General features: G+C 65.7%; 27 protein-coding genes. 16 read left to right on the forward strand and 11 right to left on the reverse strand.

The features are described from left to right. Positions 1-36: 36 nt before the first annotated feature. The 3 genes from AC5Y42_RS17100 to nirD all read left to right on the forward strand — a co-directional run bounded on the left by AC5Y42_RS17100 (position 37) and on the right by nirD (position 2,237). The gene (locus tag AC5Y42_RS17100; protein WP_499899786.1) at positions 37-1,080 is read left to right on the forward strand and encodes an alpha/beta fold hydrolase; all 1,044 of its coding nucleotides are present in this window, start codon (positions 37-39) and stop codon (positions 1,078-1,080) included. Between the two features lie 80 nt (positions 1,081-1,160). Then, positions 1,161-1,832, forward strand: coding sequence for a class I SAM-dependent methyltransferase (locus tag AC5Y42_RS17105; protein ID WP_499899787.1), 672 nt, complete (start codon positions 1,161-1,163; stop codon positions 1,830-1,832). A gap of 12 nt (positions 1,833-1,844) precedes the next feature. Continuing rightward, entirely contained in the window at positions 1,845-2,237 is a 393-nt protein-coding gene (nirD, locus tag AC5Y42_RS17110; RefSeq protein ID WP_499899788.1) for a nitrite reductase small subunit NirD, read from the forward strand. On the opposite strand, the gene ipdC is transcribed toward nirD, so the two are convergent. The 4 genes from ipdC to echA20 form a co-directional block, all read right to left on the reverse strand. Next, a complete protein-coding gene (gene ipdC, locus AC5Y42_RS17115) occupies positions 2,200-3,264 on the reverse strand; it encodes a (3aS,4S,5R,7aS)-5-hydroxy-7a-methyl-1-oxo-octahydro-1H-indene-4-carboxyl-CoA dehydrogenase (protein WP_499899789.1) in 1,065 nt (354 codons plus the stop codon). The two genes, nirD and ipdC, sit on opposite strands and share 38 nt — an antisense overlap. Positions 3,265-3,334: 70 nt before the next feature. Further along, positions 3,335-4,078 (reverse strand): cholesterol ring-cleaving hydrolase subunit IpdB, encoded by a 744-nt coding sequence (gene ipdB / locus AC5Y42_RS17120; protein WP_499899790.1) that lies wholly within the window; start codon positions 4,076-4,078, stop codon positions 3,335-3,337. Then, positions 4,075-4,953: a cholesterol ring-cleaving hydrolase subunit IpdA gene (ipdA, locus tag AC5Y42_RS17125; RefSeq protein ID WP_499899791.1), complete on the reverse strand. Its 879-nt coding sequence runs from the start codon at positions 4,951-4,953 to the stop codon at positions 4,075-4,077. The genes ipdB and ipdA overlap by 4 nt, the downstream gene beginning before the upstream one ends. Beyond that, positions 4,950-5,705: a (7aS)-7a-methyl-1,5-dioxo-2,3,5,6,7,7a-hexahydro-1H-indene-carboxyl-CoA hydrolase gene (echA20, locus tag AC5Y42_RS17130; RefSeq protein ID WP_499899792.1), complete on the reverse strand. Its 756-nt coding sequence runs from the start codon at positions 5,703-5,705 to the stop codon at positions 4,950-4,952. The genes ipdA and echA20 overlap by 4 nt, the downstream gene beginning before the upstream one ends. 83 nt (positions 5,706-5,788) lie before the next feature. Here echA20 and AC5Y42_RS17135 point away from each other — a divergent pair, with 83 nt between their 5' ends. Genes AC5Y42_RS17135 through AC5Y42_RS17145 form a run of 3 tightly spaced genes read left to right on the forward strand, consistent with a single transcriptional unit; the run spans position 5,789 to position 8,468 of the window. Beyond that, the gene (locus AC5Y42_RS17135) at positions 5,789-6,541 is read left to right on the forward strand and encodes an SDR family oxidoreductase (RefSeq protein ID WP_499899905.1); all 753 of its coding nucleotides are present in this window, start codon (positions 5,789-5,791) and stop codon (positions 6,539-6,541) included. Positions 6,542-6,554: 13 nt separating this feature from the next. Then, entirely contained in the window at positions 6,555-7,460 is a 906-nt protein-coding gene (locus AC5Y42_RS17140; RefSeq protein WP_499899793.1) for an SDR family oxidoreductase, read from the forward strand. Positions 7,461-7,472: 12 nt separating this feature from the next. Beyond that, positions 7,473-8,468 (forward strand): NAD-dependent epimerase/dehydratase family protein, encoded by a 996-nt coding sequence (locus AC5Y42_RS17145; RefSeq protein WP_499899794.1) that lies wholly within the window; start codon positions 7,473-7,475, stop codon positions 8,466-8,468. An 18-nt stretch (positions 8,469-8,486) separates the two neighbouring features. On the opposite strand, the gene AC5Y42_RS17150 is transcribed toward AC5Y42_RS17145, so the two are convergent. The 4 genes from AC5Y42_RS17150 to AC5Y42_RS17165 are packed head-to-tail and all read right to left on the reverse strand — an operon-like array spanning position 8,487 to position 10,957. Then, positions 8,487-8,939: a nitroreductase family deazaflavin-dependent oxidoreductase gene (locus AC5Y42_RS17150; protein ID WP_499899795.1), complete on the reverse strand. Its 453-nt coding sequence runs from the start codon at positions 8,937-8,939 to the stop codon at positions 8,487-8,489. 17 nt (positions 8,940-8,956) lie between these two features. Then, entirely contained in the window at positions 8,957-9,409 is a 453-nt protein-coding gene (locus AC5Y42_RS17155) for a nitroreductase family deazaflavin-dependent oxidoreductase (RefSeq protein ID WP_499899796.1), read from the reverse strand. Between the two features lie 12 nt (positions 9,410-9,421). Further along, positions 9,422-9,793: a DUF8021 domain-containing protein gene (locus tag AC5Y42_RS17160; RefSeq protein ID WP_499899797.1), complete on the reverse strand. Its 372-nt coding sequence runs from the start codon at positions 9,791-9,793 to the stop codon at positions 9,422-9,424. After that, entirely contained in the window at positions 9,794-10,957 is a 1,164-nt protein-coding gene (locus AC5Y42_RS17165) for a steroid 3-ketoacyl-CoA thiolase (protein ID WP_499899798.1), read from the reverse strand. A 118-nt stretch (positions 10,958-11,075) separates the two neighbouring features. On the opposite strand from AC5Y42_RS17165, the gene AC5Y42_RS17170 reads away from it, so the two are divergent. The 7 genes from AC5Y42_RS17170 (at position 11,076) to AC5Y42_RS17200 (ending at position 18,020) form a co-directional block, all read left to right on the forward strand. Then, complete coding sequence (locus AC5Y42_RS17170; protein WP_499899799.1) at positions 11,076-12,329, forward strand: cytochrome P450; 1,254 nt, start codon at positions 11,076-11,078, stop codon at positions 12,327-12,329. 37 nt (positions 12,330-12,366) lie between these two features. Then, positions 12,367-13,380, forward strand: coding sequence for an acyl-CoA dehydrogenase family protein (locus AC5Y42_RS17175; RefSeq protein WP_499899800.1), 1,014 nt, complete (start codon positions 12,367-12,369; stop codon positions 13,378-13,380). Further along, on the forward strand, positions 13,365-14,528 hold the full coding sequence (fadE29, locus tag AC5Y42_RS17180; protein ID WP_499899801.1) for an acyl-CoA dehydrogenase FadE29: 1,164 nt from the start codon (positions 13,365-13,367) through the stop codon (positions 14,526-14,528). The genes AC5Y42_RS17175 and fadE29 overlap by 16 nt, the downstream gene beginning before the upstream one ends. Next, positions 14,525-15,478, forward strand: a complete 954-nt coding sequence (locus AC5Y42_RS17185; RefSeq protein WP_499899802.1) for a bifunctional MaoC family dehydratase N-terminal/OB-fold nucleic acid binding domain-containing protein — start codon at positions 14,525-14,527, stop codon at positions 15,476-15,478. Before fadE29 ends, AC5Y42_RS17185 begins: the two co-directional genes overlap by 4 nt. Then, on the forward strand, positions 15,475-15,876 hold the full coding sequence (locus tag AC5Y42_RS17190; RefSeq protein ID WP_499899803.1) for a MaoC family dehydratase: 402 nt from the start codon (positions 15,475-15,477) through the stop codon (positions 15,874-15,876). The genes AC5Y42_RS17185 and AC5Y42_RS17190 overlap by 4 nt, the downstream gene beginning before the upstream one ends. After that, the gene (gene ltp2 / locus AC5Y42_RS17195) at positions 15,876-17,060 is read left to right on the forward strand and encodes a 17-hydroxy-3-oxo-4-pregnene-20-carboxyl-CoA lyase (protein ID WP_499899804.1); all 1,185 of its coding nucleotides are present in this window, start codon (positions 15,876-15,878) and stop codon (positions 17,058-17,060) included. The genes AC5Y42_RS17190 and ltp2 overlap by 1 nt, the downstream gene beginning before the upstream one ends. Positions 17,061-17,180: 120 nt before the next feature. Next, positions 17,181-18,020: a type IV toxin-antitoxin system AbiEi family antitoxin gene (locus AC5Y42_RS17200; protein WP_499899805.1), complete on the forward strand. Its 840-nt coding sequence runs from the start codon at positions 17,181-17,183 to the stop codon at positions 18,018-18,020. A 61-nt stretch (positions 18,021-18,081) separates the two neighbouring features. Here the strand turns inward: AC5Y42_RS17200 and chsH3 are convergent, their stop codons facing one another. Both chsH3 and kstD read right to left on the reverse strand, forming a co-directional pair. Continuing rightward, on the reverse strand, positions 18,082-18,942 hold the full coding sequence (gene chsH3 / locus AC5Y42_RS17205) for an enoyl-CoA hydratase ChsH3 (RefSeq protein WP_499899806.1): 861 nt from the start codon (positions 18,940-18,942) through the stop codon (positions 18,082-18,084). 2 nt (positions 18,943-18,944) lie between these two features. Then, positions 18,945-20,624 carry a 3-oxosteroid 1-dehydrogenase gene (kstD, locus tag AC5Y42_RS17210; RefSeq protein ID WP_499899807.1) on the reverse strand — a complete coding sequence of 560 codons (1,680 nt, stop codon included), beginning with the start codon at positions 20,622-20,624 and terminating at the stop codon, positions 18,945-18,947. 72 nt (positions 20,625-20,696) lie between these two features. On the opposite strand from kstD, the gene AC5Y42_RS17215 reads away from it, so the two are divergent. The 3 genes from AC5Y42_RS17215 to dmpG are packed head-to-tail and all read left to right on the forward strand — an operon-like array spanning position 20,697 to position 23,439. Beyond that, the gene (locus AC5Y42_RS17215; RefSeq protein WP_499899808.1) at positions 20,697-21,482 is read left to right on the forward strand and encodes a 2-keto-4-pentenoate hydratase; all 786 of its coding nucleotides are present in this window, start codon (positions 20,697-20,699) and stop codon (positions 21,480-21,482) included. 11 nt (positions 21,483-21,493) lie between these two features. Next, positions 21,494-22,411, forward strand: coding sequence for an acetaldehyde dehydrogenase (acetylating) (locus tag AC5Y42_RS17220; RefSeq protein ID WP_499899809.1), 918 nt, complete (start codon positions 21,494-21,496; stop codon positions 22,409-22,411). After that, positions 22,408-23,439, forward strand: a complete 1,032-nt coding sequence (gene dmpG / locus AC5Y42_RS17225) for a 4-hydroxy-2-oxovalerate aldolase (protein ID WP_499899810.1) — start codon at positions 22,408-22,410, stop codon at positions 23,437-23,439. The genes AC5Y42_RS17220 and dmpG overlap by 4 nt, the downstream gene beginning before the upstream one ends. Here dmpG and AC5Y42_RS17230 read toward each other — a convergent pair. Beyond that, entirely contained in the window at positions 23,436-24,371 is a 936-nt protein-coding gene (locus AC5Y42_RS17230) for a TIGR03619 family F420-dependent LLM class oxidoreductase (protein WP_499899811.1), read from the reverse strand. The two genes, dmpG and AC5Y42_RS17230, sit on opposite strands and share 4 nt — an antisense overlap. Between the last annotated feature and the right edge of the window lie 33 nt (positions 24,372-24,404).

The raw sequence follows: 24,404 nt of genomic DNA on the forward strand, positions 1-24,404 counted from the left end.
GTCGCGGCATAAAGGCGCTGGTCGTACACTCATGCGATGCTGGCTGAGTCCGCGATTCGCTTCCTCCCCCGCGGCGCCCGCCGCGTGGCGTATGAGATACGCGGGGACGGCCCACCGCTCGTGGCTCCCGCGTGGTGGCTGAGTCACCTCGAACTCGACTGGCAGAGCGCGGGTTTTCGGCGATTCTGGGAAGAAGTCGCGGCTGGCTACGCACTAATCCGCTACGACCGACTCGGCGTCGGCATGTCGGACCGCACGGTGCAAGAGTCGGATCTGAATCTCGACGCGGAAGTCGCGACGCTGTGCGCGCTTCTCGACGAGCTTGGGCTCGAACGGGTGTCGCTGTTCGGCGGCTCATCCGGAAGCTGCACCGCGATCGCGTTTGCCGCAGCGTTCCCCGAGCGCGTCGAGCGCCTGGTGCTCTACGGGTCCTATCCCGATGGCGCGGCGATTACGGCACCAGGCGTCGGGACCGCGATCCTTGCGGCCGTACGCGCGCATTGGGGACTGGGGTCGCGCCTGCTGAGTGACTTATTCCTCGGAGGTGCCGACTCTGCGGAGCAGGAACGCTTCGCGCGGTTCCAGCGGGAGGCGGCGAGTGCCGAGACCGCTGCAGCTTTGCTGGATCTCGTCTATCGCCTCGATGTCCGCGCACAGCTTCCGGTCGTCCGTCCGCCGGTATGGGTCGTGCATCGCCGCGACGATCGCGCCGTCCCTTACCGGCTCGGGCGTGAGGTCGCCGCCGCGATCCCAGATGCGACGTTCATCCCCCTGCAGGGCAGCGCGCATTTTCCCTGGCTCGGTGACGTCGATTCCGTTGTGCGCGCCTGCCGCGAAGCGCTGGGTCCGGTGCAGTCGCCGGCGCATCAAACGAGCGAGCAAGAGTCTGTCCTGCTGTCCAGTCGCGAGCGTGAGATCCTCGCCTGCGTCGCGCGCGGCCTCAGCGATCGCGAGATCGCAGAGCAGCTCGTCTTGAGCCCGCATACCGTTCACCGCCATGTCGCGAACATCCGTCGCAAGATGGGTCGCACCTCACGGACGGCCGCCGTCGCGGAGGCGGCGCATCTCGGGCTGCTGTGAGATAGCCGAAAGGGGCCATCTGCGGAAGATGGCCGCGTTGAGCGATGCGCCCACGATGCGACCACTCGTACGTTCGCTGGATGACGGACATCGCGAGCACCGAATCAAACACCGAGCTCCCGGCGGGTACGCAATCTGCAACGTGGCTGCGGATATTCGCGCTGATGTACGACCCGCTTCTCTCGCTGGGTGAGATAGCAGGCATGCGCCGCCGGCGCAGGACGCTCCTGGGCGGCGCCCGCGGACGCGTCGTCGAAATCGGCGCCGGCACTGGGCTGAACATCGCGCACTATCCCGACGGTCTCACCGAGCTCGTGCTCGCCGAGCCCGAGCCGGGAATGCGCCAACGGCTCGCGCGTCGTCTGCAGCGGCACGCGCGCATCGCGCGGATCGTCGACGCATCTGCGGAGCGGCTGCCGCTGGCCGACGCGTCCGTGGACACCGTCGTCTCGACGCTCGTCCTTTGCACCGTCGACGATCCAGCACGCGCGCTTCGTGAGATCGCACGCGTGCTCCGGCCGGACGGGCAGTTGCTGTTCATCGAACACGTGCGGGCGGGCTCTCGGTTCCTCGCGGCGTGCCAAGACAGCCTGCTCCAACCATGGCGTCGCTTCGCAGGCGGCTGCTGCTGCAACCGGCAGACCATCGAGCTGATGCGCGCCTGCGGCTTTAGGGTCGCAGCCGACGACACCGTGTGGCGCGGCGTGCCGCGGATCGTCCGCCCGCTCGTGGTGGGACGGGCGACTCCGTGAGCGGTGCTGCCGGTGTCCAGTAAGGAGAGCTGGACCTCAGCGTGCGACTACGACTACCTCATCCCAGGCCGCGGGGTCGCCGTGCTGCTCGACGACGGATCGCAGGTGGCGCTGTTTCGGCTCGACGACGGTTCGCTGCATGCCATCGGCAACATCGACCCGTTCTCGCGCGCCGCGGTGCTGTCACGCGGCCTTACCGGCGATCGCACCGGACGCGCAGTTATTCAATCACCCATCGGTAAACAGGCTTTCGCCCTCGATGATGGCTGCTGCCTCGACGATCCCGCTGTCGCGGTGCCGGTCTATCCGACACGACTGATCGACGAGGTGGTGCAGGTGGCTCGAAGGCCGGACCCGGCGCGCACGGCTACTCCACCAGCGTGGATGCCGCCTGCAGGTGTTTGACGGCGTCGGCCACGATCGTCTGGATCAGCTCCGCGCACGACGGCAGATCCTCGAGGATGCCGGCCACCTGACCGGAGGCCAGTACGCCGGCATCGGTGTTGCCTTCCACCAGTCCGGCTTTCAGCAACATCGGGGTGTTGGCGGCCATCACCACCTGCGACCACGTCAGATCCTTACCGTGGCGCATCGCCAGGCCGTCACGGATCATCGATGGCCACGTCATCTGCGACATCTTCTTGAATCTGCCGGCGTTGCGTATCGCGGCGGTAAAACCCCTTGCCCGCGAGCCGCTTTCCAGCTTCTCGACCAGCCCTGTACGCAGCACGCGGTGTGGCATGCCGTCGACACGGGTGGTGACCACCGTCCCGTTCAACGCGGACTCCAGATAGCGCTGTTTGACCGCGTCGGGAACGGTGGAATCCGAGGTGAGCAGAAACCGGGTGCCCATCGCCACCCCGGCCGCGCCGTAACTCAGCGCCGCGGCCAGCCCGCGGCCGTCGAAAAAGCCGCCGGCTGCGATCACCGGGATGTTCACCGCGTCCAGCACCGACGGCAGCAGCAGCGTCGTCGCAACCGGGCCCGTATGCCCGCCGCCCTCGCCGCCCTGCACAATCACCGCGTCGGCACCCCAGGAGGCCACCTTGCGGGCGTGCTTGGCGGCGCCAACCGACGGAATCACCACTGAGCCAGCGTCTTTGAGCCGGTTGATCAGTTCCTGCTTGGGCGCCAACGCGAACGACGCCACTTTCACGCTCTCGCGGATCATCAGATCCACCCGGTCGCCGGCGTCAGCAGCATCGGCGCGGATGTTGACACCGAACGGTTTGTCGGTGGCGGCCTTGACTTTCCCGATCGCAATCGCCAACTCGTCGACGGTCATCGTCGCCGATGCCAAGATACCCAGGCCGCCGGCGTTCGCGGTGGCCGAGACCAGTCGCGCCCCGGCTACCCAGCCCATCCCGGTTTGCACGACCGGGTGCTGAACGCCGACCAGCTCGGTCAGCGGCGTTCGCAGCCTCATAGCCACCGCCGAAATTGCAGAGCACAAGAGCGATGCGGGGGTACCTCCCGCTTGCGGGGGCGAGGAGGCGGAATAATCATGACCGCACCTCCTTGTCGCGCAACGACTTCGGATCGATGACCTCGCGGATCAACCGCAGCTCGTCCTCGCCCGGCGGCGGAGTCTCTTGCGCGTCAGACAAGCCGTGTACCTCAAACGAGGTGGCCTCCTGCACATCCTCAGCGGATACGCCCGGGTGCAGGGTCAGTGCCCGCATCGTGTGGTCAGGACCGCCGAAATCGAACACGCCGAGATTGGAGATCACCCGGTGCACGTTGACGAACCGGAACGCCGCGTTGTCCGGGTCGACTTTGTCGTAGCCGATCCCCGACACTACGTCGACGGAGTCGCAGAACACCCGCTTGGAGTGGTTGCCGACCCAGTAGCTGGTGGCGTGGTTGATCGTGTTGCCGGGTGCGCCGCGGACGCCGAACATCTGCCGGGTCGGCTGCTGTAGCGGGCCGAACGCGGACAGGTTCTGATTGCCATAGCGGTCAACCTGATTGGCACCCATGACCACATGCCGGCGGCCCCAGGCCAGCGTCTCGAACACCCGACCGAACGGCATCCAGCCCTCGACGGCGCCGGTGGCGCCCAGCGTCGGGGTGTCCGCCAAAAGTTGTGCCTCTCCGTCGGTAATCAGGATATCGGGGGAGAACGTCAACCGGGCCAGCCTCGCACCGACCGAGGCCACGGTGGTCATCGGGCTGATCATGATCTCGCCGGCGTCGCGGAACAGCTCGGCGCAGGCCATCACGCAAACTTCGGCTCGGGTGATCATGCGGACTCCTCGAACTTACGCACGGCCGTCTGATAGTCGGCTTCACTGCCGGACAGATAAGTGGTGACGAACTGTTGCCAGCTCTCCTCCGACGCAGCGGCCTCGGCGTAGTGCCGTTGGAATTTCTCGTCGCGTCCGTAATCGGGTGCAGCGGTGGTGAAGTGGGCGCCGCCGGGGGCTTCCACAACAGCGTCGACCATCATCCTGTTCACCAGCAGCGCCTGCGGCGGTACTGCCTTGACCAGCTCCTCGGTCGAGACCAGCCGCTCCACGGACAGGTAGCGCTTCTCGGCGGCCATCAGATACAAGTCGTCGAAGTACGGATCGATACCGGTGTAGGCGGCATTGCCTTGGACATCACCGAGATTCAGGTGTACGAATGCGGCGTCCAGTCGCAGTGCCGGCATCGCGATCAGCGTCTCGTGCCGCCCGTCCGGCGACGGATACGGCGAGCGGACCGTGGCCAGTTCACCCTCGAAGAAGTCGAGCACCGAACTGCCCAGCCCGGCGCGAATCGGCAGGAACGGTAGCCGCTGCGCCGCTGCCTGTAGCCCACAGCGCAGCATGCCCTCGTCCATTTCCCGGGCCTCGATCGCGCCGCTGGTGCGCGCCTTGGCGAACCACGGGTCATAGAACGGTGGCGAGTCCAGCGAGACGAAGCCGTAGTAGACGCGGCGCACTTTGCCTGCTGAGCACAGCAATCCGATGTCTGGGCCGCCGTAGCTGACGACGGTCAAATCCTTGACATCCGAACGCAGGATCGCACGAACGAAGGCCATCGGCTTGCGCCGCGACCCCCAGCCGCCGATCCCGATGGTCATCCCACTGCGCAACTGCGCGACGGCGTCGTCGAAGGTGGTCCGCTTGTCGCTCACTTCTTGCCCTTTTCCGTGCCGGCGAACGCGTCGCGGTGCTCGTCGGCGACGCCCGCGAGGTTGAGTTCGAAGGTAAAGCCTTGCTCCATACGGTAACTGGAGTTGACTCGCTGCACGTCGATGAGGTTCAGCGCTTCCTTGGCGGCCCGGATCACCCGGGTGTCCTTGGCCGCGATGTCACGCGCGACCCGTAACGCGGCCTCGTCCAACTGATCTCGCGGCACCACTTCATGCACCGAGCCGAAATGGTGCAGGGTGGCGGCATCGACGGTGGCCGCGGTGAAGAACAGCCGCCGCATCATGTGCTGCGGCACCAATCGGGACAGGTGGGTGGCCGCGCCCAACGCGCCGCGCTCCACCTCCGGTAGACCGAACGTGGCATCGTCCGACGCGACGATGACGTCGGCGTTGCCGACCAGCCCGATGCCGCCGCCGACGCAGAAGCCGTTGACCGCCGCGATCACCGGGACCGCACATTCGTAGACCGCGCGGAACGCGGCGAAGCAACCGCGGTTGGCATCGATCAGCGCGGTGAATCCCTCCGTGCGCTGCATCTCCTTGATGTCGACGCCGGCGTTGAAGCCGCGGCCCTCGGCCCGTAGGACCACTGCGTGGGTATCGGGGCCGTTGCCGGCGGCGGTCAGCGCGTCGGCGAGTTCAAACCAGCCGCTCGATGGAATGGCGTTGACCGGGGGGAAGTCGACGGTGACCGCGACGATGCCCGGTTCTTTGACGGCGGATGTGATCGTCAATTGGCACTCCCTGGGGTCGGCTACCTAAGCAAGCACTTGCTTGGTACGCTAGCACAGTGACCCGCGCCGAAGGAGACCCAGCGATCAATCTGGGCCTGGCCGGGCGGGTGGTGCTGGTTACCGGCGGCGTCCGCGGAGTGGGCGCCGGTATCAGCGCGGTTTTCGCCGGGCAGGGCGCGACGGTGGTCACCTGTGCGCGGCGCGAGGTCGAGGGACTGCCCTATGAGTTCCACTCGTGCGATATCCGCGACGACGACGCCGTCAAGGCGATGATCGACGCCGTCGTCGACCGGCACGGTAGCTTGGACGTCGTCGTCAACAATGCCGGCGGCTCGCCGTACGTGCTCACCGCGGATTCCAGCGCCAAATTCAACCGCAAGATCATCGAACTCAACCTCATTGGTGCGCTGTCGGTTTCACAACACGCAAACGACAAGATGCAGCATCAGCCGGGCGGCGGTTCGATCGTCAACATCGCCAGTGTCAGCGGCAGGCGACCGACTCCGGGCACCGCCGCCTACGGTGCGGCCAAGGCGGGTGTGGAAAGTCTCACCCAGACGTTGGCGGTGGAATGGGCGCCGAAGGTCCGGGTGAACGCGTTGGTGGTCGGCATGGTGGAAACCGAGCAGGCCGACTTGTTCTACGGCGACGCCGAGTCGATTGCGGCGATTTCGAAGAATGTGCCGCTCGGCCGCCTTGCCAAGCCGGACGATATCGGCTGGGCTGCGGCATTTCTGGCGTCGGACGCGGCCTCCTACATCAGCGGTGCCGCGTTGGAAGTGCATGGTGGCGGCGAGCCGCCGCATTATCTGGCCACAACGAATGCGATCAAGTAGAGGAGTCAACGATATGGGTTTGGTCGACGGCCGAGTGGTCATCGTCACCGGAGCGGGCGGTGGTATCGGCCGCGCGCATGCGCTGGCCTTCGCGGCCGAGGGTGCGCGTGTTGTGGTCAACGACATCGGGGTTGGGCTGGACGGCTCGCCGGCGGGCGGCGGCAGCGCAGCGCAGAGCGTGGTCGACGAGATCACCGCAGCCGGCGGCGAAGCCGTCGCCAACGGATCCAACGTTGCCGACTGGGACCAGGCGGCCGCCCTGGTTCAGACCGCGGTCGAGACATTCGGTGGCCTGGACGTTCTGGTCAACAACGCCGGCATCGTGCGGGACCGGATGATGGCCAACACCAGCGAGGAAGAGTTCGATGCCGTTATCGCCGTGCACCTCAAAGGACACTTCGCCACGATGCGCCACGCCGCGTCGTACTGGCGCGGACTGTCCAAAGAGGGCAAAACCGTTGACGCGCGGATCATCAACACCAGTTCCGGTGCGGGCCTGCAGGGCAGCGTCGGCCAAGGGAACTACAGTGCCGCAAAGGCCGGCATCGCGGCCATGACGCTCATCGGCGCCGCCGAGATGGGTCGGTATGGCGTCACCGTCAACGCGATCGCGCCGTCGGCCCGCACCCGGATGACCGAGACGGTCTTCGCGGAGATGATGGCAACCCAGGGCGACGATTTCGACGCGATGGCGCCGGAGAACATCTCGCCGTTGGTGGTGTGGCTGGGTAGTGCCGAGTCAAAGGATGTGACCGGCAAGGTCTTCGAAGTCGAGGGCGGCAAGATCCGCGTCGCCGAAGGGTGGGCGCACGGCCCGCAGGTCGACAAGGGCGCGATGTGGGATCCGGCCGAACTCGGGCCGGTAGTCACCGACCTGTTGGCCAAATCGCGGCCACCGGTCCCGGTCTACGGAGCCTGAGAGCAGCAAGCGGTGAAAGTTCTGGTGACCGGTGGAACCGGTTTCGTCGGCGCTTGGACGGCGAAGGCCGTGGCTGATGCCGGTCATCGGGTGCGGTTCCTTGTCCGCGACCCGGCGCGGCTGACGACGAGCGTCGCATTGCTTGGCGTAGACGCCACAGACTACGTCGTCGGCGACATTGCCGACGCCGAGGCGACTGGCGTGGCTTTAGACGGCTGCGACGCGGCGATCCACTGCGCTGCAATGGTTTCCACTGACCCACACCAGGCTGATGTGATGCTGCGGACGAACCTCGACGGCGGTCGGCATGTGCTCGGCGCGGCGGTGGAGCGCGGCCTGGACCCGGTCGTGCATGTGTCGAGTTTTACTGCGCTGTTCCGGCCGGGGCTCAAGATGCTCCGCGCCCAACTCCCGGTCGTCGGCGGAACCGACGGCTATGGCCGGTCCAAGGCGGCGGTGGAGACCTATGCGCGGTCGCTGCAGGAGTCGGGAGCGCCGGTGGCCATCACCTATCCGGGAATGGTGCTCGGCCCACCTGCCGGGAGCCAGTTCGGCGAGGCAGCCGACGGCGTGCAGGCGGCGATTCAGATGCGCGGCCTGCCCGGGCGCGGCGCCGCCTGGACCATCGTCGACGTTCGCGATCTCGCGGCGCTGCACGCTGCGCTGCTCACGCCCGGCAGGGGCCCGCGCCGATACATGGCAGGGGGCCAACGCGTCGCGATCGGCGACTTGGCATCGATGATCGGTTCGGCGGCGGGGCGCCCACTTCGGACATACCCGCTGCCGGACATTCTGTTGCGCGGCATCGGCCGGGCATTCGACGCTGTCGGCGGGTATCTGCCCTTCGATACGCCGATCAGCGAGGCGGCAATGCAGTACTACACGCAGATGCCGCCGTCAGATGACACACCGAGCGAGCAAGACCTCGGCATCACTTACCGCGACCCGCGCGAGACGTTGGCCGACACTTTTTCCGGGCTGCGCCAAGTCGGTAGGCTGCCCGGCTGATCCGCCGTCAATGGTGCGCTATGCGGGTTCGCAGACCACCAACGGGATCACCCGGTCGGTGGCGTCGCGGTATCCGCGGTAGGGCGGATAAATCCTGGTGAGCGGCGGCCAGTAGCGGTCCCGCTCCTCGTCGGTGGCGTCGCGGGCGGCAAGTTGTAGCCGCTCGGCGCGGATCTGCACCTCGACGATCGGGTTGGTTTGCAGATTGAGATACCAAGTCGGGTTCTCGGCGCGGCCACCGAAAGACGCCGGCACGATCACCCGATCGCCGTCGCGCAGGTACAGCGTCGGCGTGGTCCGCGGCTCGCCCGATTTGCGGCCGGTCGTGGTCAGCAGCGCCGCCGGAAACCACAACAATTTCGCACCGAGTCGGCCATTGGTGCGGCGGTACACCCAAATGTGGCCGCGGGCGAAGTATTTGAGCAACAGGGCCAGGAACCGTGAGTTGCGAATCCAGCGTTGCTGTGTCACGCAGCCCAGAATAGAAGTTACGGGTCGCAGATGACGACCGGTATAACCCGGTCGGTCCAGGACTGGTAGTCGTCAAACGAGGAGTACATCTCGACAAGCCGCGGCCAGTACTGTGCGCGCTCGTCGTCGGTGGCGTCGCGCGCCGTCAGGCGGAGTACTTCCTTTTTGATCTGCACCTGCACTTGCGGGTTGGCCTGGAGGTTCAGGTACCACATCGGGTTGTTGGTGCGGCCGCCCTGCGACGCCACCAGCACCACGCGGTCACCGTCGCGCAGGAACAGCAGGGGGCTGACCCGCGGCTGCCCGGTCTTGCGGCCGGTGGTGGTCAACAGCGCCACCGGCGCGCCCTGCAGGAACTTGCCACCGACTTTGCCGCCGGTCGCCTTATACAGCCACGAGTTGACCCGCGACATCCATTTGATGAACGTGCCGGTGCGGGCAGAGTTGAGGGCGCGCGGTGGATTGGCCATCGGCGGTGTTACCTAACGTCGAATGAACGGGCGAAGGTGAGCCCGGATGTGATGGATCGTGCCATCCGGGATGAGAAACGTCTCGTCGACGTGCGCGCACACCCGGCGGCCCGCGAACGACGGCTTGGTGATCACGTCGAACCGCGCCCGCACCTGATCGCCGTCGACGCTGAACTCCGGGGTGGTGGTCGCTGCGATCACCCGGTACTGCGCACCGCGATTGAGGCTGCGCCGCAGGTGGTTTCCGGAAAAGCCGGTCTTGAGACCGGCCTCGATCCGGACGCAGTTCGGCGCGAACGGAACACCGTCTGCGCGGTGGGTGGCCAGTGCGTCGATATACGACTGCGCGGCTGCGATCCGCTCGGCGTCGGAAACCTGACTCACCTAAATCCGCTCGATGATGGTGCCGGTCGACAGGGCGCCACCGGCGCACATCGTGATCAGCGCGGTGCTCTGGTCGGTGCGCTCCAGTTCGTGCAGCGCGGTGGTGATCAATCGGCTGCCGGTGCAACCCACCGGATGCCCCAGCGCAATGGCGCCGCCGTTGACGTTGACCCGGGCCATGTCGGGATTGTGTACCCGCGCCCAGGACAGCACGACCGACGCGAATGCCTCGTTGATCTCGACGAGGTCGATGTCGCCCATCTTCATGCCGGCCTTCTCCAGCACCTTCGCGGTGGACTGCACCGGGCCGTCCAGGTGGTAGTAGGGCTCCGCGCCGACGAGTGCTTGGCTGACGATTCGGGCCCGCGGCCTCAAACCGATGGCTTTCGCTTTTTCCTCGTCCATCCACAGCACCGCCGCGGCACCGTCGGAGATCTGCGACGACGTGCCCGCGGTGTGGATACCGCCGTCGAGCACCGGCTTCAACTGGGCGAGGCCTTCCAGCGTGGTGTCCCGCAAACCCTGGTCACGGCCAACCATGTGCCGCTCGGCGGTTGGCTGCTTCTGCTCGTCGAGCATCGGTGCTTCGATGGGTGAGATCTCGCGGTCGAAGCGGCCCTCGTCCCAGGCCTGCTTGGCATGGCGCTGCGAGGCCAAGCCGAACTCGTCGATGTCCTCTCGGGTGATGCCGCGCCGCTTGGCAATGCGCTCGGCGGCCTCGAACTGGTTGGGCATGTCGATGTCCCACGATTCGGCCCGGATGGCGCCGCGGTCCGGGCCGGCGTTGGCACCCAGCCCGACCCTGCTCATCGCCTCGATGCCGCAGGCGATCCCGATGTCGATGGCGCCGGCGGCGATCAATCCCGCCACCAGGTGGTTGGCCTGTTGCCCACTGCCGCACTGGCAGTCCACGGTGGTGGCCCCCACGTGCTCCGGCAGACCCGCCGTCAACCAGCCCACCCGGGTGATGTTGTTTGACTGCTCGCCGTACTGGGTCACGCACCCGCCGATGACCTGTTCCACATCGGCCGCGTCGATGCCGGCCTTATCGACCAGCGCCTTTTGCACCGCACCCAGTAGCTCGGTGGCGTGCAGCCCCGACAACCATCCGTTGCGCTTACCGATCGGGCTGCGGGTGGCTTCAACAATGACAGGATTACCCATGCGGCCAGGCTAGAACACGTTTCATTACTCTGACAAGCGAGGATGCGTTCCCGCCTTTTGTCTGCGGTGAAGCCGTGTTTTACTGGCACTAGAACACGTTGCATTGAGGAGCGCACGCATGCCAACCCCCAATCTGCCCGCAGGGTTCGATTTCCTCAACCCTGACATCAATGTCGAGGGTCTTCCGGTCGATGAGTTCGCCGAGTTGCGTCGCCTCGCGCCGATCCACTGGATCGAGCAGGCTCCCGGCAAGGGTGGTGGCTTCAACGACGGCGGCTATTGGGCGATCACCAAGCACAAGGACGTCAAGGAGGTGTCGCTGCGCAGCGAGGTCTTCTCCAGTTACGAGAACTGCGTGATTCCGCGGTTCGAAGACGAGATGACCCGGGAGAACATCGAGGTTCAGCGGTTCGTCATGCTCAACATGGACGCACCGCACCACACCCGGCTGCGCCGCATCATCTCCCGCGGCTTTACTCCGCGGAACATCGAGCGCCTGCGTGACGAGCTCAACGAACGCGCGCAAAACATCGTCAAAGCGGCCGCGGCGGCCGGGACCGGCGATTTCGTCGAGCAGGTGTCGTGCGAGCTGCCGCTACAGGCCATCGCCGGTCTGCTCGGCGTTCCGTTGGAAGACCGCGACAAGCTGTTCCGCTGGTCCAACGAGATGACCGGCAGCGAAGACCCCGAATACGCCGACATCGACCCGCAGATGTCGTCGGTCGAGCTGATCCAGTACGCCATGCAACTGGCCGCCGCCAAGACAGAAAATCCCGGTGAAGACATCGTCACGACGCTGATCAACGCCGACATCGAGGGCGAGAAACTCTCCGACGACGAGTTCGGGTTTTTCGTGGTGATGCTGGCGGTCGCCGGCAACGAGACCACTCGCAACTCGATCACCCACGGCATGATCGCGTTCTCCGAGCACCCCGACCAGTGGGAGCTGTTCAAAAAAGAGCGCCCGACGACCACCGCGGACGAAATCGTCCGCTGGGCAACGCCCGTCACCTGTTTCCAGCGCACTGCGCTGGAGGACTATGAGTTGTCCGGTGTGCAAATCAAGAAGGGGCAGCGAGTGGTGATGTTCTACCGCTCCGCCAACTTCGACGACGAAGTCTTCGACGACCCGTTCACCTTCAACATTCTGCGTGACCCCAATCCGCATGTGGGCTTCGGTGGGACCGGCGCGCACTACTGCATCGGCACCCACCTGGCCCGGTTGACGATCGACCTGATCTTCAACGCGGTAGCCGACCATGCACCGGACATGCTGCCGCTGGCGCAACCGGAGCGGCTACGGTCGGGGTGGCTCAACGGCATCAAGCACTGGCAGGTCGACTACAGCGGAAAGTGCCCTGTCGCGCACTGATCGCAGACTGCGGGTAAGTGAATCAAGGAGGATTCGGGTGGATTTCAGTCCGGACCCGGCACAACAGGCTGTCGCCGATGTGGTCACCTCGGTGCTGGACCGGGACAACAGTTTTGACGCGTTAGTCGCAGGCGGAGTGACCGCGCTGCCGGTGCCGGAACGTCTCGGCGGCGACGGTGTCGGTCTGCCCGAGGTGGCGACGGCACTGACCGAGATCGGTCGCCACGGCGTCGTCGGGCCGGCGCTGGCCACCCTCGGACTCGGCGCGGTGCCGCTGCTGGACCTGGCCTCCGACGATCAGCAGGACCGCTACCTCGCCGGGCTGGCCAACGGGTCGCTGCTCACCGCCGCGCTGAACGAGCCCGGCGCCGCACTGCCGGAGCGGCCCGCCACCACGCTTGCCGACAACCGGCTCTCCGGAATTAAAGTCGCGGTCCCGTATGCCGAACAGGCCCAGTGGATTCTGGTCACCGCTGACAGCGGAGTCGCGGTGGTCGCGTCCGACGCCGACGGTGTGCAGGCGGTGAAAACGCCGACGTCCAACGGATCCGACGAGTACGTGGTGACATTCGCCGACGTCGAGGTAAACGGCGTGCTGGACGGCGCCAGCGCCCACCGGGTCAACCAGCTGGCGTTGGCGATGATCGGCGCCTACACGGCCGGACTGGTCGCCGGCGCGCTTCGGCTGACCGCCGACTACGTGGGCAGTCGCGAGCAATTCGGTAAGCCGCTGTCGACCTTCCAGACGGTGGCCGCTCAGCTCGCCGAGGTTTACATCGCCTCGCGGACCATCGATTTGGCGGCGACATCGGTGGTCTGGCGGTTGGCCGAAGGCCGCGACGCCGCCGACGACCTCGACGTGCTCGGCTACTGGATTGCATCGCAGGCGCCGCCGGTGATGCAAATCTGCCACCACTTGCACGGCGGGATGGGGATGGACATCGACTACCCGATGCACCGCTACTACTCCACGATCAAAGACCTGACCCGGCTGCTGGGCGGGCCGTCGCATCGTCTCGACCTGGTGGGAGCGCAATGTTCATCGACCTGACGCCGGAGCAGCGGCAGCTGCAAGCCGAACTGCGGCAGTACTTTTCGAATCTCATTTCCTCGGATGAAGCCAAGGCGATGGAATCGGACCGGCACAACGAGGCTTACCGAGCAGTGATCCGGCGGATGGGTCAGGACCGCAAGCTCGGCGTCGGCTGGCCAAAAGAGTTCGGCGGCCTGGGTTTCGGCCCGATCGAGCAGCAGATCTTCGTCAACGAAGCTCATCGAGCCGACGTGCCGTTGCCTGCCGTGACACTGCAGACGGTGGGCCCCACCCTGCAGGTGTATGGCAGCGAGATGCAGAAGAAGAAGTTCCTGCCGGCGATCCTGGCCGGTGAGGTGCACTTCGCGATCGGCTACACCGAGCCGGAAGCCGGCACCGACCTCGCGTCGCTGCGGACCACCGCGGTGCGCCACGGCGACGAGTACATCGTCAACGGTCAAAAGGTCTTCACCACTGGTGCCCATGACGCGGACTACATCTGGCTGGCCTGCCGTACCGATCCGGAGGCCGTGAAGCACAAAGGGATTTCGATCCTGATCGTCGACACCAAAGATCCCGGCTACTCGTGGACGCCGATGATCCTGGCGGACGGTGCCCACCACACCAACGCCACCTACTACAACGACGTCCGGGTGCCGGCGGACATGCTGGTCGGCGAGGAGAACGGCGGCTGGCGGCTGATTACCACCCAGCTCAACAACGAGCGGGTGATGCTGGGCCCGGCCGGCCGCTTCGCCACCATCTACGACCGGGTGCACGCGTGGGCGTCCAAGCCCGGCAGCGACGGTGCCACCCCGATCGATCACGACGACGTCAAACGCGCACTCGGCGAAATCCATTCGATCTGGCGGATCAACGAGTTACTTAATTGGCAGGTGGCCGCCGCAGGCGAGGACATCAACGTGGCCGACGCCGCGGCGACGAAAGTGTTTGGCACCGAGCGGGTTCAGTATGTGGGCCGACTTGCCGAGGAGATCGTCGGCAAGTACGGCAACCCCGCCGAGCCGGAGACCGCCGAGCTGCTGGAGTGGCTGGATTCCCAGACCAAGCGCAATCTGGTGATCACCTTCGGCGGCGGCGTCAACGAGGTCATGCGAGAGATGATCGCTGCCGCTGGGCTCAAAGTCCCGAGGGTCCCGCGATGAGGGATCTGCAAGCTGCCGTCGAACAAGTGAAGGCGGCGGGCAAGAGCAAGCCGCGGCTGGGCCGGGATCCGGTGAACCAGCCCATGATTCACCACTGGGTCGATGCCATCGGCGACCAGAACCCGATCTACACCGACGAGGCGGCCGCCAAAGCGGCCGGCCATCCGGGCGTTGTCGCGCCGCCGGCAATGATCCAGGTCTGGACCATGATGGGGCTCGGTGGGTCTCGTCCGGACGACGACCCACTCGGCAAGATCATCGAGCTGTTCGACAATGCCGGCTACGTCGGAGTGGTCGCGACCAACTGCGAGCAGACCTACCACCGCTATCTCCGTCCCGGCGAGGAGGTCAGCGTGACCGCCGAGCTGACTGATGTCGTCGGCCCCAAGCAGACCGCGCTGGGCGAGGGCTATTTCATCAACCAGCACATCGCCTGGCAGGTGGGCGACGAGGATGTCGCCGAAATGAATTGGCGGATCTTGAAGTTCATTCCGCGCGACCAGCAGTCTGCTGCTGCGCCGGTGCCCGAGGACCTCGAGGCCGACAAGATGATGCGGCCGGCGTCCTCGCGGGATACCAAGTTCTTCTGGGATGGCGTCAACGCCCATGAGTTACGTATCCAGAAGCGGGGCGACGGCAGCCTGCACCATCCGCCGGTACCGGCGATCTGGCAGGACAAACAGGTGTCGATCGACTACGTCGTTGCCAGTGGCAAGGGCACGGTGTTCAGCTTCGTAGTGCATCACGCCCCGAAGGTGCCCGGCCGCACATTGCCATTCGTCATCGCGCTCGTCGAACTCGAAGAAGGCGTGCGGATGCTCGGCGAGCTTCGCAACGTGGACCCCGCATCGGTGGAGATCGGAATGCCTGTACACGCAACGTATATCGACTTTCCCGCCAACGACGTGGGTCCGGCGTGGACGCTGTACGCGTGGGAGCCGGACGCATGAGCGCGCCGGCAGTCGAGGTCGGCACGATGCTGCCAGAGCTCAAGCTGTACGGCGATCCGACCTTCATCGTCTCGACGGCGATCGCCACCCGCGACTATCAGGACGTGCACCACGATCGGGACAAGGCGCAAGCCAAGGGATCCAAGGACATCTTCGTCAACATCCTGACCGATACCGGTTTGGTGCAGCGTTACATCACCGACTGGGCCGGACCGACTGCGATCATCAAGTCGATCGGGCTGCGGCTGGGTGTGCCGTGGTACTCCTACGACACGGTGACGTTCAAGGGCGAGGTGACCGCCATCGAGGACGGCTTGATCACGTTGAAGATCGTGGGCAGCAACAGCCTTGGCGACCACGTCATCGCGAATGCGACATTGACGATCGGAGATGCCTGATGTCCCCCGCAAGCGGGAGGTACCCCCGCTCGGGTAGGGCCGCGATTGCCGGCATCGGCGCCACCGATTTCTCCAAGGACTCGGGGCGCAGCGAGTTGCGGTTGGCCGCCGAGTCCGTGCTCGACGCGCTTGACGACGCGGGCCTTACACCGGCCGACGTCGACGGCATGGTCACCTTCACGATGGACTCCAACACCGAGGTCGCGATTGCACGGGCCACCGGAATCGGGGAGCTGAAGTTCTTCTCCAAAATCCATCATGGTGGGGGCGCGGCGTGCGCCACGATCCAGCAGGCAGCCATCGCAGTGGCAACCGGCGTCGCGGATTGCGTTGTGGCGTATCGGGCTTTCAACGAACGATCGGGCATGCGGTTCGGGCAGGTGCAGACCCGGCTGGTGGAAAACGCGGACTCGACCGGGGTCGACAACTCGTTCTCGTATCCGCATGGTCTTTCCACGCCCGCCGCACAGGTTGCAATGATCGCCAAGCGCTACATGCACCTGTCCGGCGCGACCAGCCGCGACTTCGGGGCGATCTCGGTCGCCGATCGCAAGCACGCTGCCAAAAACCCGAAGGCGTACTTCTACGAGAAGCCGATCACGATCGAGGATCACCAGAATTCACGGTGGATCGCCGAACCGCTGCGGCTGCTTGACTGCTGCCAGGAGACCGACGGTGCGGTGGCCCTCGTCGTCACATCGGTGGAGCGGGCCAAGGATCTGAAGAACCGGCCCGCCGTCATCGAGGCCGCGGCCCAGGGGTCGAGTCCGGACCAGTATTCGATGGTCAGCTATTACCGGCCCGAGCTCGACGGCTTACCGGAGATGGGGCTCGTCGGCAAGCAACTCTGGCAGCAGTCCGGGCTAAAGCCCACCGACATCCAAACCGCGGTGTTGTATGACCACTTCACCCCGTTCACGCTGATCCAATTGGAGGAGTTGGGATTCTGCGGCTGGGGCGAGGCCAAGGACTTCATCGCCGACGGGGCAATCGAGATCGGCGGGCGGCTGCCGATCAACACACACGGTGGTCAGCTCGGCGAAGCCTACATCCACGGCATGAACGGAATCGCCGAAGGCGTACGGCAACTGCGAGGAACGTCAGTGAACCCGGTGCCCGACGTCGAGCATGTGCTCGTCACCGCCGGCACCGGCGTGCCGACGTCGGGCTTGATCCTGGGCTAGTCGACGCCCTCCTCTGCCCGCGAGCGTGAACTTAGGTTCACGTTGGCCGCCGAGTGTGAACCTAACTTCACGTTCGACGGGTGAAGTGACGCGCCGTGCCACCCATGACACGCTGCCGCCATGGCGGGACCATTCATCGCCAGCGAGGCCATCTCGGCGGGCACTGTGACCAAGCGCCAGCTGACCACGCGTCATACCCGGCTGTTCCGCGATGTCTACATCGCCAACGACATCGAGATCACGGCTGCCGACCGTGCTACGGCGGCGTGGTTATGGTCGCGACGGCGCGGCGTCGTCGCCGGCTTCTCCGCAGCGGCGTTGCATGGCAGCGAATGGGTGGACGCCGCACAGCCCGCTGAACTTATCCACGACAACCGGCATCGGCTGCCGGGGCTGCAGGTGCGAAGCGATCGCCCGCAGCCCGACGAGATCCAGACAGTGGGCGGTGTGCTCGTCACTACCCCAGCGAGGACTGCGGTCGATCTGGCCTGCTGGCATCCCACAATCCCAGGGGTGGCCGGCCTCGACGCGTTGGCACGCGCCGCCGAGCTCAAAGATGTAGAGGTACAGACAATCATGCAGCGCTACGACGGTCGGCGGGGGATTGCGCGCGCACGGGTATCACTGGATCTGGTCGATGCCGGTGCGGAATCGCCGAAGGAAAGCTGGCTGCGCGTCATCTTGATTCAAGCGGGGCTACCCAGGCCGCAGACCCAAATCCCGGTCTACAACAACTGGGGCGAGGCATTCGCCTATCTCGATATGGGCTGGCCCGAAGTGAAGGTGGCAGTCGAGTACGACGGCGAACAACATCGCAAGGATCGCGTCCGCTACAGGTGGGACGTGAAGCGCCACGAGAGGCTCCAACGCTGCGGCTGGATCGTTATCCGGGTACTGGCCGGCGATCGGGAAATGGACATCATTCGCCGTGTCCGCGCAGCATTAGTCCGCCGAGCGTGAAGTTAGTCTCACTCTCGAGCGTCAGCGTGAACCTAACTTCACAGTCGGCGGAATAGCGGGATTACGCCGGGACCAGTTCCACACCAGACAGCACGACGGCGTTCTCCCGCGACGGCGCGACCACGCTGGCCAGCATGCGCCCGTCTTCCTTCCAGACGTCGGCTCGCAACGTCTCGCCGGGAAACGCCACACCGGCGAAGCGGGCGCTATAGGAGCCGACGGCCGCGACGTCGGCGTCCAGCAGCGCATCGACGATGGCCTTACACGTCATGCCATACGTGCAGAGGCCGTGCAGGATAGGACGCTCAAACCCTGCGGCCGCGGCGAATTCGGGATCCGAGTGCAGCGGATTGCGGTCTCCGCACAGCCGGTATAGCAGCGCCTGCTGCGGCAGGATCGGTATCTTCAGCTCGACGTCGGGCGCCCGATCCGGTGCGGCCGTCGACGTCGACTGCCCCCGCTCACCGCCGAATCCGCCTTCGCCGCGGGCGAAGATCGACCGCCGTTGCGTCCACAGCAGGGTGCCATCCGGTGCTGTCACCGCGGTTTCGGACCAGATCACCGCGGCCTTGCCCTTGTCCCAGATATCGGTGAACCGGGTGACGGCGCGCGCCGAACCGGACGGCGGCAACGGTGCCGGCGCCGAAACTTGTTCGCTGGCGTGCAGCACCTTGCTCAGCTCGATGTCGATGCCGGGAAACTGCACGGTCGGCGGTTTGGTGGCGTGGAAGGTGGCGGCCACGTTGCCGAACGTCGGCAGTACCTGCGGTGTGTCGTCGATCAGATAGCGAAGCTCGCGGGGATCCATCGGGTCGGCGCCGGCGCCCAAACCCAAGTGGTAGAGCTGCACATCGCTGCTGCTCCAGGAGAATTCGATCGGGTCCAACTCGGCAGCAAGCGCGACTTCGGGGTTGATTGGCATCTTTAATTCTCCCCTGCGATGTGCAGCGCCGCCAGGTAGCCGAATGTCATCGCGGGCCCGATGGTGCCGCCCGGCCCGGGATAGGTATGGCCCATCACCGGGGCGCTGACGTTGCCCGCCGCGTACAGCCCATCGATGACGCTGCCGTCGTCGCGCAGCGCGCGGCCGTGTACGTCGGTACGGATACCGCCCTTGGTGCCCAGATCGCCGGGGACCATCTTGGCCGCGTAGTAGGGCGGGTGGCTGATCTCGCCGAGGTTGGGATTGGGCTTGTTGGTCGGGTCGCCGTAGTAGCGGTCGTAGGCGCTCTCCCCGCGGCCGTAGTCCTCGTCGACGCCGGAGCGCGCAAAGCCGTTGAAGCACTGCACGGTCGCGGTGAACTCGTCGACGGGTAGGCCCGTCTTCTCGGCGAGCTGCTCTAGGGTGTCGGCCTGGATGATCACGCCGGATTCCATCCACTTGCGTGGAATACGTTGTCCAGGCTGCAGTCCCGCGAAGATATAGCGGTCGCGGTATTGCTGGTCGAACACCAGCCACGCCGGAATGTTCTCGCCCGGCCCGGGTCCCTGGCCGTGCTCTCCGCCGTACATGTGATGGCAGGCCTCGACGTAGGGCATCGATTCGTTCATGAACCGCTTGCCCGACATGTTGACGATGATCGACCCGGGGGAGTTGCGCTCCGACAACGCAAACCATGGTGCGCCGACCAGCGGCACCGTCGGTCCCCACCAGGCGTCTTCCATCAGTTCCAATGTCGCGCCAAGCTTTTCGGCCGCGAGGATGCCGTCACCGGTGTTCGCCTTGGCGCCTACCGTCCACTCGGTGGTGATCGGCGCTCGTTGGTACTTCACCCGCATCTGCTCGTTGTGCTCGAAGCCGCCGCTTGCCAGGATCACGCCGCGCCGCGCCATGATCAGCGTCGGCTCCGCAGCGTCGGAAGCGCTGTCGACGACATACACCCCGCGCACCACACCGTCCTCGACATAGAGATCCGTCAAAGCGGTGTTGAGAAGCACCGGAACACCGGCCTGCTGCAATCCGATTCGCAGCGGTCCGATCAGCGCGCGCCCCATCCCGACGAGGTTCTTGCCGGTCGCCTTGGCCCACATCGTGCGGGCACCGACTTTCAGGCTGCGCAGCACGCCGCGCGGGTGTCGCTTCAGTTGGTTCAGTCGGACGTAGTCCTGCTGCATCACAACGACATTGAGTGGAACCTTGCCGTACGGCGGCTCCAGCCCGGGCAGATCAGGTCCGAGCTTGTTGGCGTTGAACGGCTTTGGCTCGATGGAACGGCCGCCGGGGCGCCCGCCCGGCGCCTCCGGGTAATAGTCGGAGTAGGCCGGTACCCAACACATTTTCAGCGGTGTGTGCTCGAGAACGAACGACAGCATCTCGGGTCCGCGCTGCAGATAGGTGTCGATGCGTTCGGGCTCGCCGACGTCGCCGATGATTCCGTGCAGGTATTTGCGTGCCGCTTCGGTGGTGTCGGTGACGCCGTCGCGCTTGAGGACCTCGTTGTTGGGAATCCAGACGCCGCCTCCCGAGCGAGCGGTCGAACCACCGTAGTGTGCTGCCTTCTCGACGACTAGTGTCGAGAGACCCCGGTGAGCGGCGGTGAGGGCAGCAACCATGCCCGCGCCACCGCTGCCGACTACGACGACGTCGTACTCCTGAGCTGTCATGTAGAACACGTTATAGAATTGCCCTGGCTGGGCGCTACCGCCCCGGTCACACCGACGAGGGGACTTCGGTCAATGATCTCGGTTGCCACCCGTGACGAGCTGGCCGCCGACCTGGCGCAGGCTGAGCGGAGTCGTGAGTCGATTTCGCCGTTGACGGCCGCCCACCCGGAGATCGACGTCGTGGACGCCTATGAAATCCAGCTGATCAACATCCGCCAGCGGGTGGCCGAGGGGGCCCGGATTGTGGGCCACAAGGTGGGGCTGTCGTCGCTGGCGATGCAGCAGATGATGGGCGTCGACGAACCGGACTACGGCCACCTGCTCGACGAGATGCAGGTATTCGAAGATCAGCCCGTCACCGCGGCGAATTATCTCTACCCGCGGGTGGAGGTCGAAGTGGGATTCATCCTGGCCGCCGACCTTCCCGGGGCCGGCTGCACCGAGAACGACGTGCTGGCCGCCACCGAGGCGTTTGTGCCGTCGATCGAGTTGATCGACACCCGCATCACCAACTGGCAGATCAAGCTGTGCGACACCATCGCCGATAACGCCTCGTCAGCCGGCTTTGTGTTGGGCCAGGCGCGGGTGTCGCCGGCCGACATCGACATCAGAACGATCGACGCGGTATTGACCCGAAGCGGGGAAGTGGTGGCCAAGGGCCGCAGCGACGCGGTGCTGGGCAACCCGGTCACCGCGGTGGCGTGGCTGGCGCGCAAGGTGGAAAGTTTCGGGGTGCGCCTGCGAGCCGGGGACATCGTGCTGCCCGGCTCATGCACCCGGGCCATCGATGCGCGGCCGGGCGACGATTTCGTCGCCGATTTTGCCGGACTGGGGTCCGTCCGGCTGACGTTCGAATAAGAGGAGCAAACATGCCGTCCAAGGCAACCGTCGCCATCGTCGGATCGGGCAACATCAGCACCGACCTGCTGTACAAGCTTCTGCGCTCGGAATGGCTGGAGCCGCGCTGGATGGTCGGCATCGATCCGGAGTCCGAGGGTCTGGCCCGGGCCCGCAAACTGGGCCTGGAGACCACCCACGAAGGAGTGGACTGGCTGCTGGCGCAGGACGAAAAGCCCGACCTGGTGTTCGAGGCCACCAGCGCTTATGTGCACCGCGACGCGGCCCCGCGCTATGCCGAGGCCGGGATTCGGGCCATCGATCTGACCCCGGCCGCCGTCGGGCCGGCGGTGATTCCCCCGGCGAACCTGCGCGAGCACCTGGACGCCCCCAACGTCAACATGATCACCTGCGGCGGGCAGGCCACCATCCCGATCGTGTACGCGGTGTCGCGGGTGGTGGACGTGCCTTATGCCGAGATCGTGGCGTCGGTGGCGTCAGTGTCGGCCGGGCCGGGCACCCGGGCCAACATCGACGAGTTCACCAAGACCACGTCCAAGGGGGTGGAGACGATCGGCGGTGCCAAGCGCGGCAAGGCAATCATCATCCTCAACCCCGCAGATCCGCCGATGATCATGCGCGACACCATCTTCTGCGCCATCCCCGAAGACGCCGACCGTGACGCGATCGCGCAGTCCATTCGCGACGTGGTGGCCGAGGTCCAGACCTATGTGCCCGGCTACCGGTTGCTCAACGAACCGCAGTTCGACGACCCGTCGATGAACTCCGGCGGGCAGGCGCTGGTCTCGACATCCCTGGAAGTGTCGGGCGCCGGTGATTACCTGCCGCCCTACGCCGGCAACCTCGACATCATGACCGCTGCCGCGACCAAGGTCGGCGAGGAAATCGCCAAGGAATCACTGTCTGCCACGGCAGGAGGCGCGCGATGACCGACAGCATCTGGGACGTCCGAATCACGGACACCTCGCTAAGGGACGGCAGCCACCACAAACGCCACCAGTTCACCAAAGACGAGGTCGGTGCCATTGTCGCGGCGCTGGACGCGGCCGGCGTGCCGGTGATCGAGGTGACCCACGGCGACGGGCTGGGCGGGTCGAGCTTCAACTACGGGTTCTCCAAAACCCCCGAGCAAGAGCTGATCAAGCTGGCCGCCGAGACCGCCAGCGAAGCCAAGATCGCCTTTTTGATGCTGCCCGGTGTCGGTACCAAAGAGGACATCAAGGAAGCCCAGAACAACGGCGGGTCGATCTGCCGGATCGCCACCCATTGCACCGAGGCAGACGTATCCATCCAGCACTTCGGCCTGGCGCGCGAGCTGGGTCTGGAAACCGTCGGGTTCTTGATGATGGCCCACACCATTCCGCCGGAGAAGCTGGCCAAACAGGCCCGGATCATGGCTGACGCCGGCTGCCAGTGTGTTTACGTGGTCGATTCGGCGGGCGCGCTGGTGCTCGAAGGCGTGCGTGACCGGGTTGCCGCGCTGGTCGCCGAACTCGGCGACGACGCTCAGGTCGGATTCCACGGCCACGAAAACCTCGGGCTCGGGGTGGCCAACAGCGTGGAGGCCGTGCGTGCCGGGGCCAAGCAGATCGACGGGTCGGTGCGGCGCTTCGGCGCCGGCGCCGGCAACGCGCCGGTCGAGGCGCTGATCGGGGTGTTCGACAAGATCGGCGTCAAGACCGGCATCGACTTCTTCGATATCGCCGACGCCGCCGAAGACGTGGTGCGCCCGGCGATGCCCGCCGAATGTCTGCTGGACCGCAACGCGCTGGTCATGGGGTACTCCGGGGTGTACTCCAGCTTCCTCAAGCACGCCGTCCGGCAAGCCGAACGCTACGGCGTGCCCGCCCACGAACTGCTGCACCGGGCCGGCCAGCGGAAACTCATCGGCGGCCAGGAAGACCAGCTGATCGACATCGCGCTGGAGATCAAGCGCGAAGAGGCTGCCAGGACTTAGCGGGTTGCCGCGCGGAACGCTTCGACGAGTTCGGTCAGCAAATCAGTCGCGCGGCTGACCTCACGCGGCAGCGACACGGTGACCCGCACATCGGTCACACCGGCCGAGATCAGCGGCGCAGCCGATGCCACGGTCGCAGCTATGTCGACCGAACGGTCGGGTCGCTTGACGGTTGTCGCATGACCGAGGACCTGCAGGTCAACGGGGTCACCACCGAGGTCGGCGATCTTGTCCTTCATTGCTGTGATGGCTCCCGCAGGATCGCTCACGGCGGAGCCCCACGGGATCCAGCCGCGACCGAACTTGCTCAACCGGCGTGCGACGGCGTCGTTCACCGTGCCACTAACCCAGATCGGCACTCCGCCAACCTGAACGGGTTTGGGCATCTGGTGAATTTTGTCGAACGACAATTCGGGTGACCGATAGGAACTGCGCTGCGCTGTCCACAGCGCATTGCACACTTCCAGCGTGTGATCGAGCAGCCTTCCGCGGCGCTCGAACGGCAAGCCGGCCGCCTCGTACTCCTCGCGCTGCCATCCCACGCCCACACCCAGATCAACCCGGCCGCCTGACAACACGTCCAGGGTCGAGACCTGCTTGGCAAGGACAGCAGGGCGGCGCAGCGCGGCCAGCAGCACCGCCGTACCGAGCCGGATGCGGGTCGTCATCGCCGCCAGCGCGGTGAGCACTGTCAGCGGCTCGAGCCACTGCCCATCGGGGCCCGTCGGTTGGCGGCCGCCGGCGATCCCCCCCAGCGCCGGGTTGCTGTACGCGTCCGGGTTTTCGCCGAATACGACGTGGTCAGAGACGACGACGCGGTCAATGCCCGCAACATCCATGGCCTGCCCCAACGCCAGCGTCGAAGTCCACGCGTGGTCCTGATCGTCGGTGAATGTGCGCAGCTGAAGCGAGATTTGTGGCGATATCGGCATGCCTCCTCCTACCCGGCGGACGTGATGCCGCTA

The organism is Mycobacterium sp. NGS48 (genome assembly GCF_059812585.1).

What these genes read in the sequence shown, in the direction of transcription:
- AC5Y42_RS17100 (WP_499899786.1), top strand. Translation starts at nt 37, where the DNA reads ATGCTGGCTGAGTCCGCGATTCGCTTCCTCCCCCGCGGCGCCCGCCGC.
- AC5Y42_RS17105 (WP_499899787.1), top strand. Translation starts at nt 1,161, where the DNA reads ATGACGGACATCGCGAGCACCGAATCAAACACCGAGCTCCCGGCGGGT.
- ipdB (WP_499899790.1), bottom strand. Translation starts at nt 4,078, where the DNA reads ATGATCACCCGAGCCGAAGTTTGCGTGATGGCCTGCGCCGAGCTGTTC.
- AC5Y42_RS17140 (WP_499899793.1), top strand. Translation starts at nt 6,555, where the DNA reads ATGGGTTTGGTCGACGGCCGAGTGGTCATCGTCACCGGAGCGGGCGGT.
- AC5Y42_RS17155 (WP_499899796.1), bottom strand. Translation starts at nt 9,409, where the DNA reads ATGGCCAATCCACCGCGCGCCCTCAACTCTGCCCGCACCGGCACGTTC.
- AC5Y42_RS17165 (WP_499899798.1), bottom strand. Translation starts at nt 10,957, where the DNA reads ATGGGTAATCCTGTCATTGTTGAAGCCACCCGCAGCCCGATCGGTAAG.
- AC5Y42_RS17170 (WP_499899799.1), top strand. Translation starts at nt 11,076, where the DNA reads ATGCCAACCCCCAATCTGCCCGCAGGGTTCGATTTCCTCAACCCTGAC.
- fadE29 (WP_499899801.1), top strand. Translation starts at nt 13,365, where the DNA reads ATGTTCATCGACCTGACGCCGGAGCAGCGGCAGCTGCAAGCCGAACTG.
- AC5Y42_RS17185 (WP_499899802.1), top strand. Translation starts at nt 14,525, where the DNA reads ATGAGGGATCTGCAAGCTGCCGTCGAACAAGTGAAGGCGGCGGGCAAG.
- AC5Y42_RS17190 (WP_499899803.1), top strand. Translation starts at nt 15,475, where the DNA reads ATGAGCGCGCCGGCAGTCGAGGTCGGCACGATGCTGCCAGAGCTCAAG.
- ltp2 (WP_499899804.1), top strand. Translation starts at nt 15,876, where the DNA reads ATGTCCCCCGCAAGCGGGAGGTACCCCCGCTCGGGTAGGGCCGCGATT.
- AC5Y42_RS17200 (WP_499899805.1), top strand. Translation starts at nt 17,181, where the DNA reads ATGGCGGGACCATTCATCGCCAGCGAGGCCATCTCGGCGGGCACTGTG.
- chsH3 (WP_499899806.1), bottom strand. Translation starts at nt 18,942, where the DNA reads ATGCCAATCAACCCCGAAGTCGCGCTTGCTGCCGAGTTGGACCCGATC.
- kstD (WP_499899807.1), bottom strand. Translation starts at nt 20,624, where the DNA reads ATGACAGCTCAGGAGTACGACGTCGTCGTAGTCGGCAGCGGTGGCGCG.
- AC5Y42_RS17215 (WP_499899808.1), top strand. Translation starts at nt 20,697, where the DNA reads ATGATCTCGGTTGCCACCCGTGACGAGCTGGCCGCCGACCTGGCGCAG.
- AC5Y42_RS17220 (WP_499899809.1), top strand. Translation starts at nt 21,494, where the DNA reads ATGCCGTCCAAGGCAACCGTCGCCATCGTCGGATCGGGCAACATCAGC.
- dmpG (WP_499899810.1), top strand. Translation starts at nt 22,408, where the DNA reads ATGACCGACAGCATCTGGGACGTCCGAATCACGGACACCTCGCTAAGG.
- AC5Y42_RS17230 (WP_499899811.1), bottom strand. Translation starts at nt 24,371, where the DNA reads ATGCCGATATCGCCACAAATCTCGCTTCAGCTGCGCACATTCACCGAC.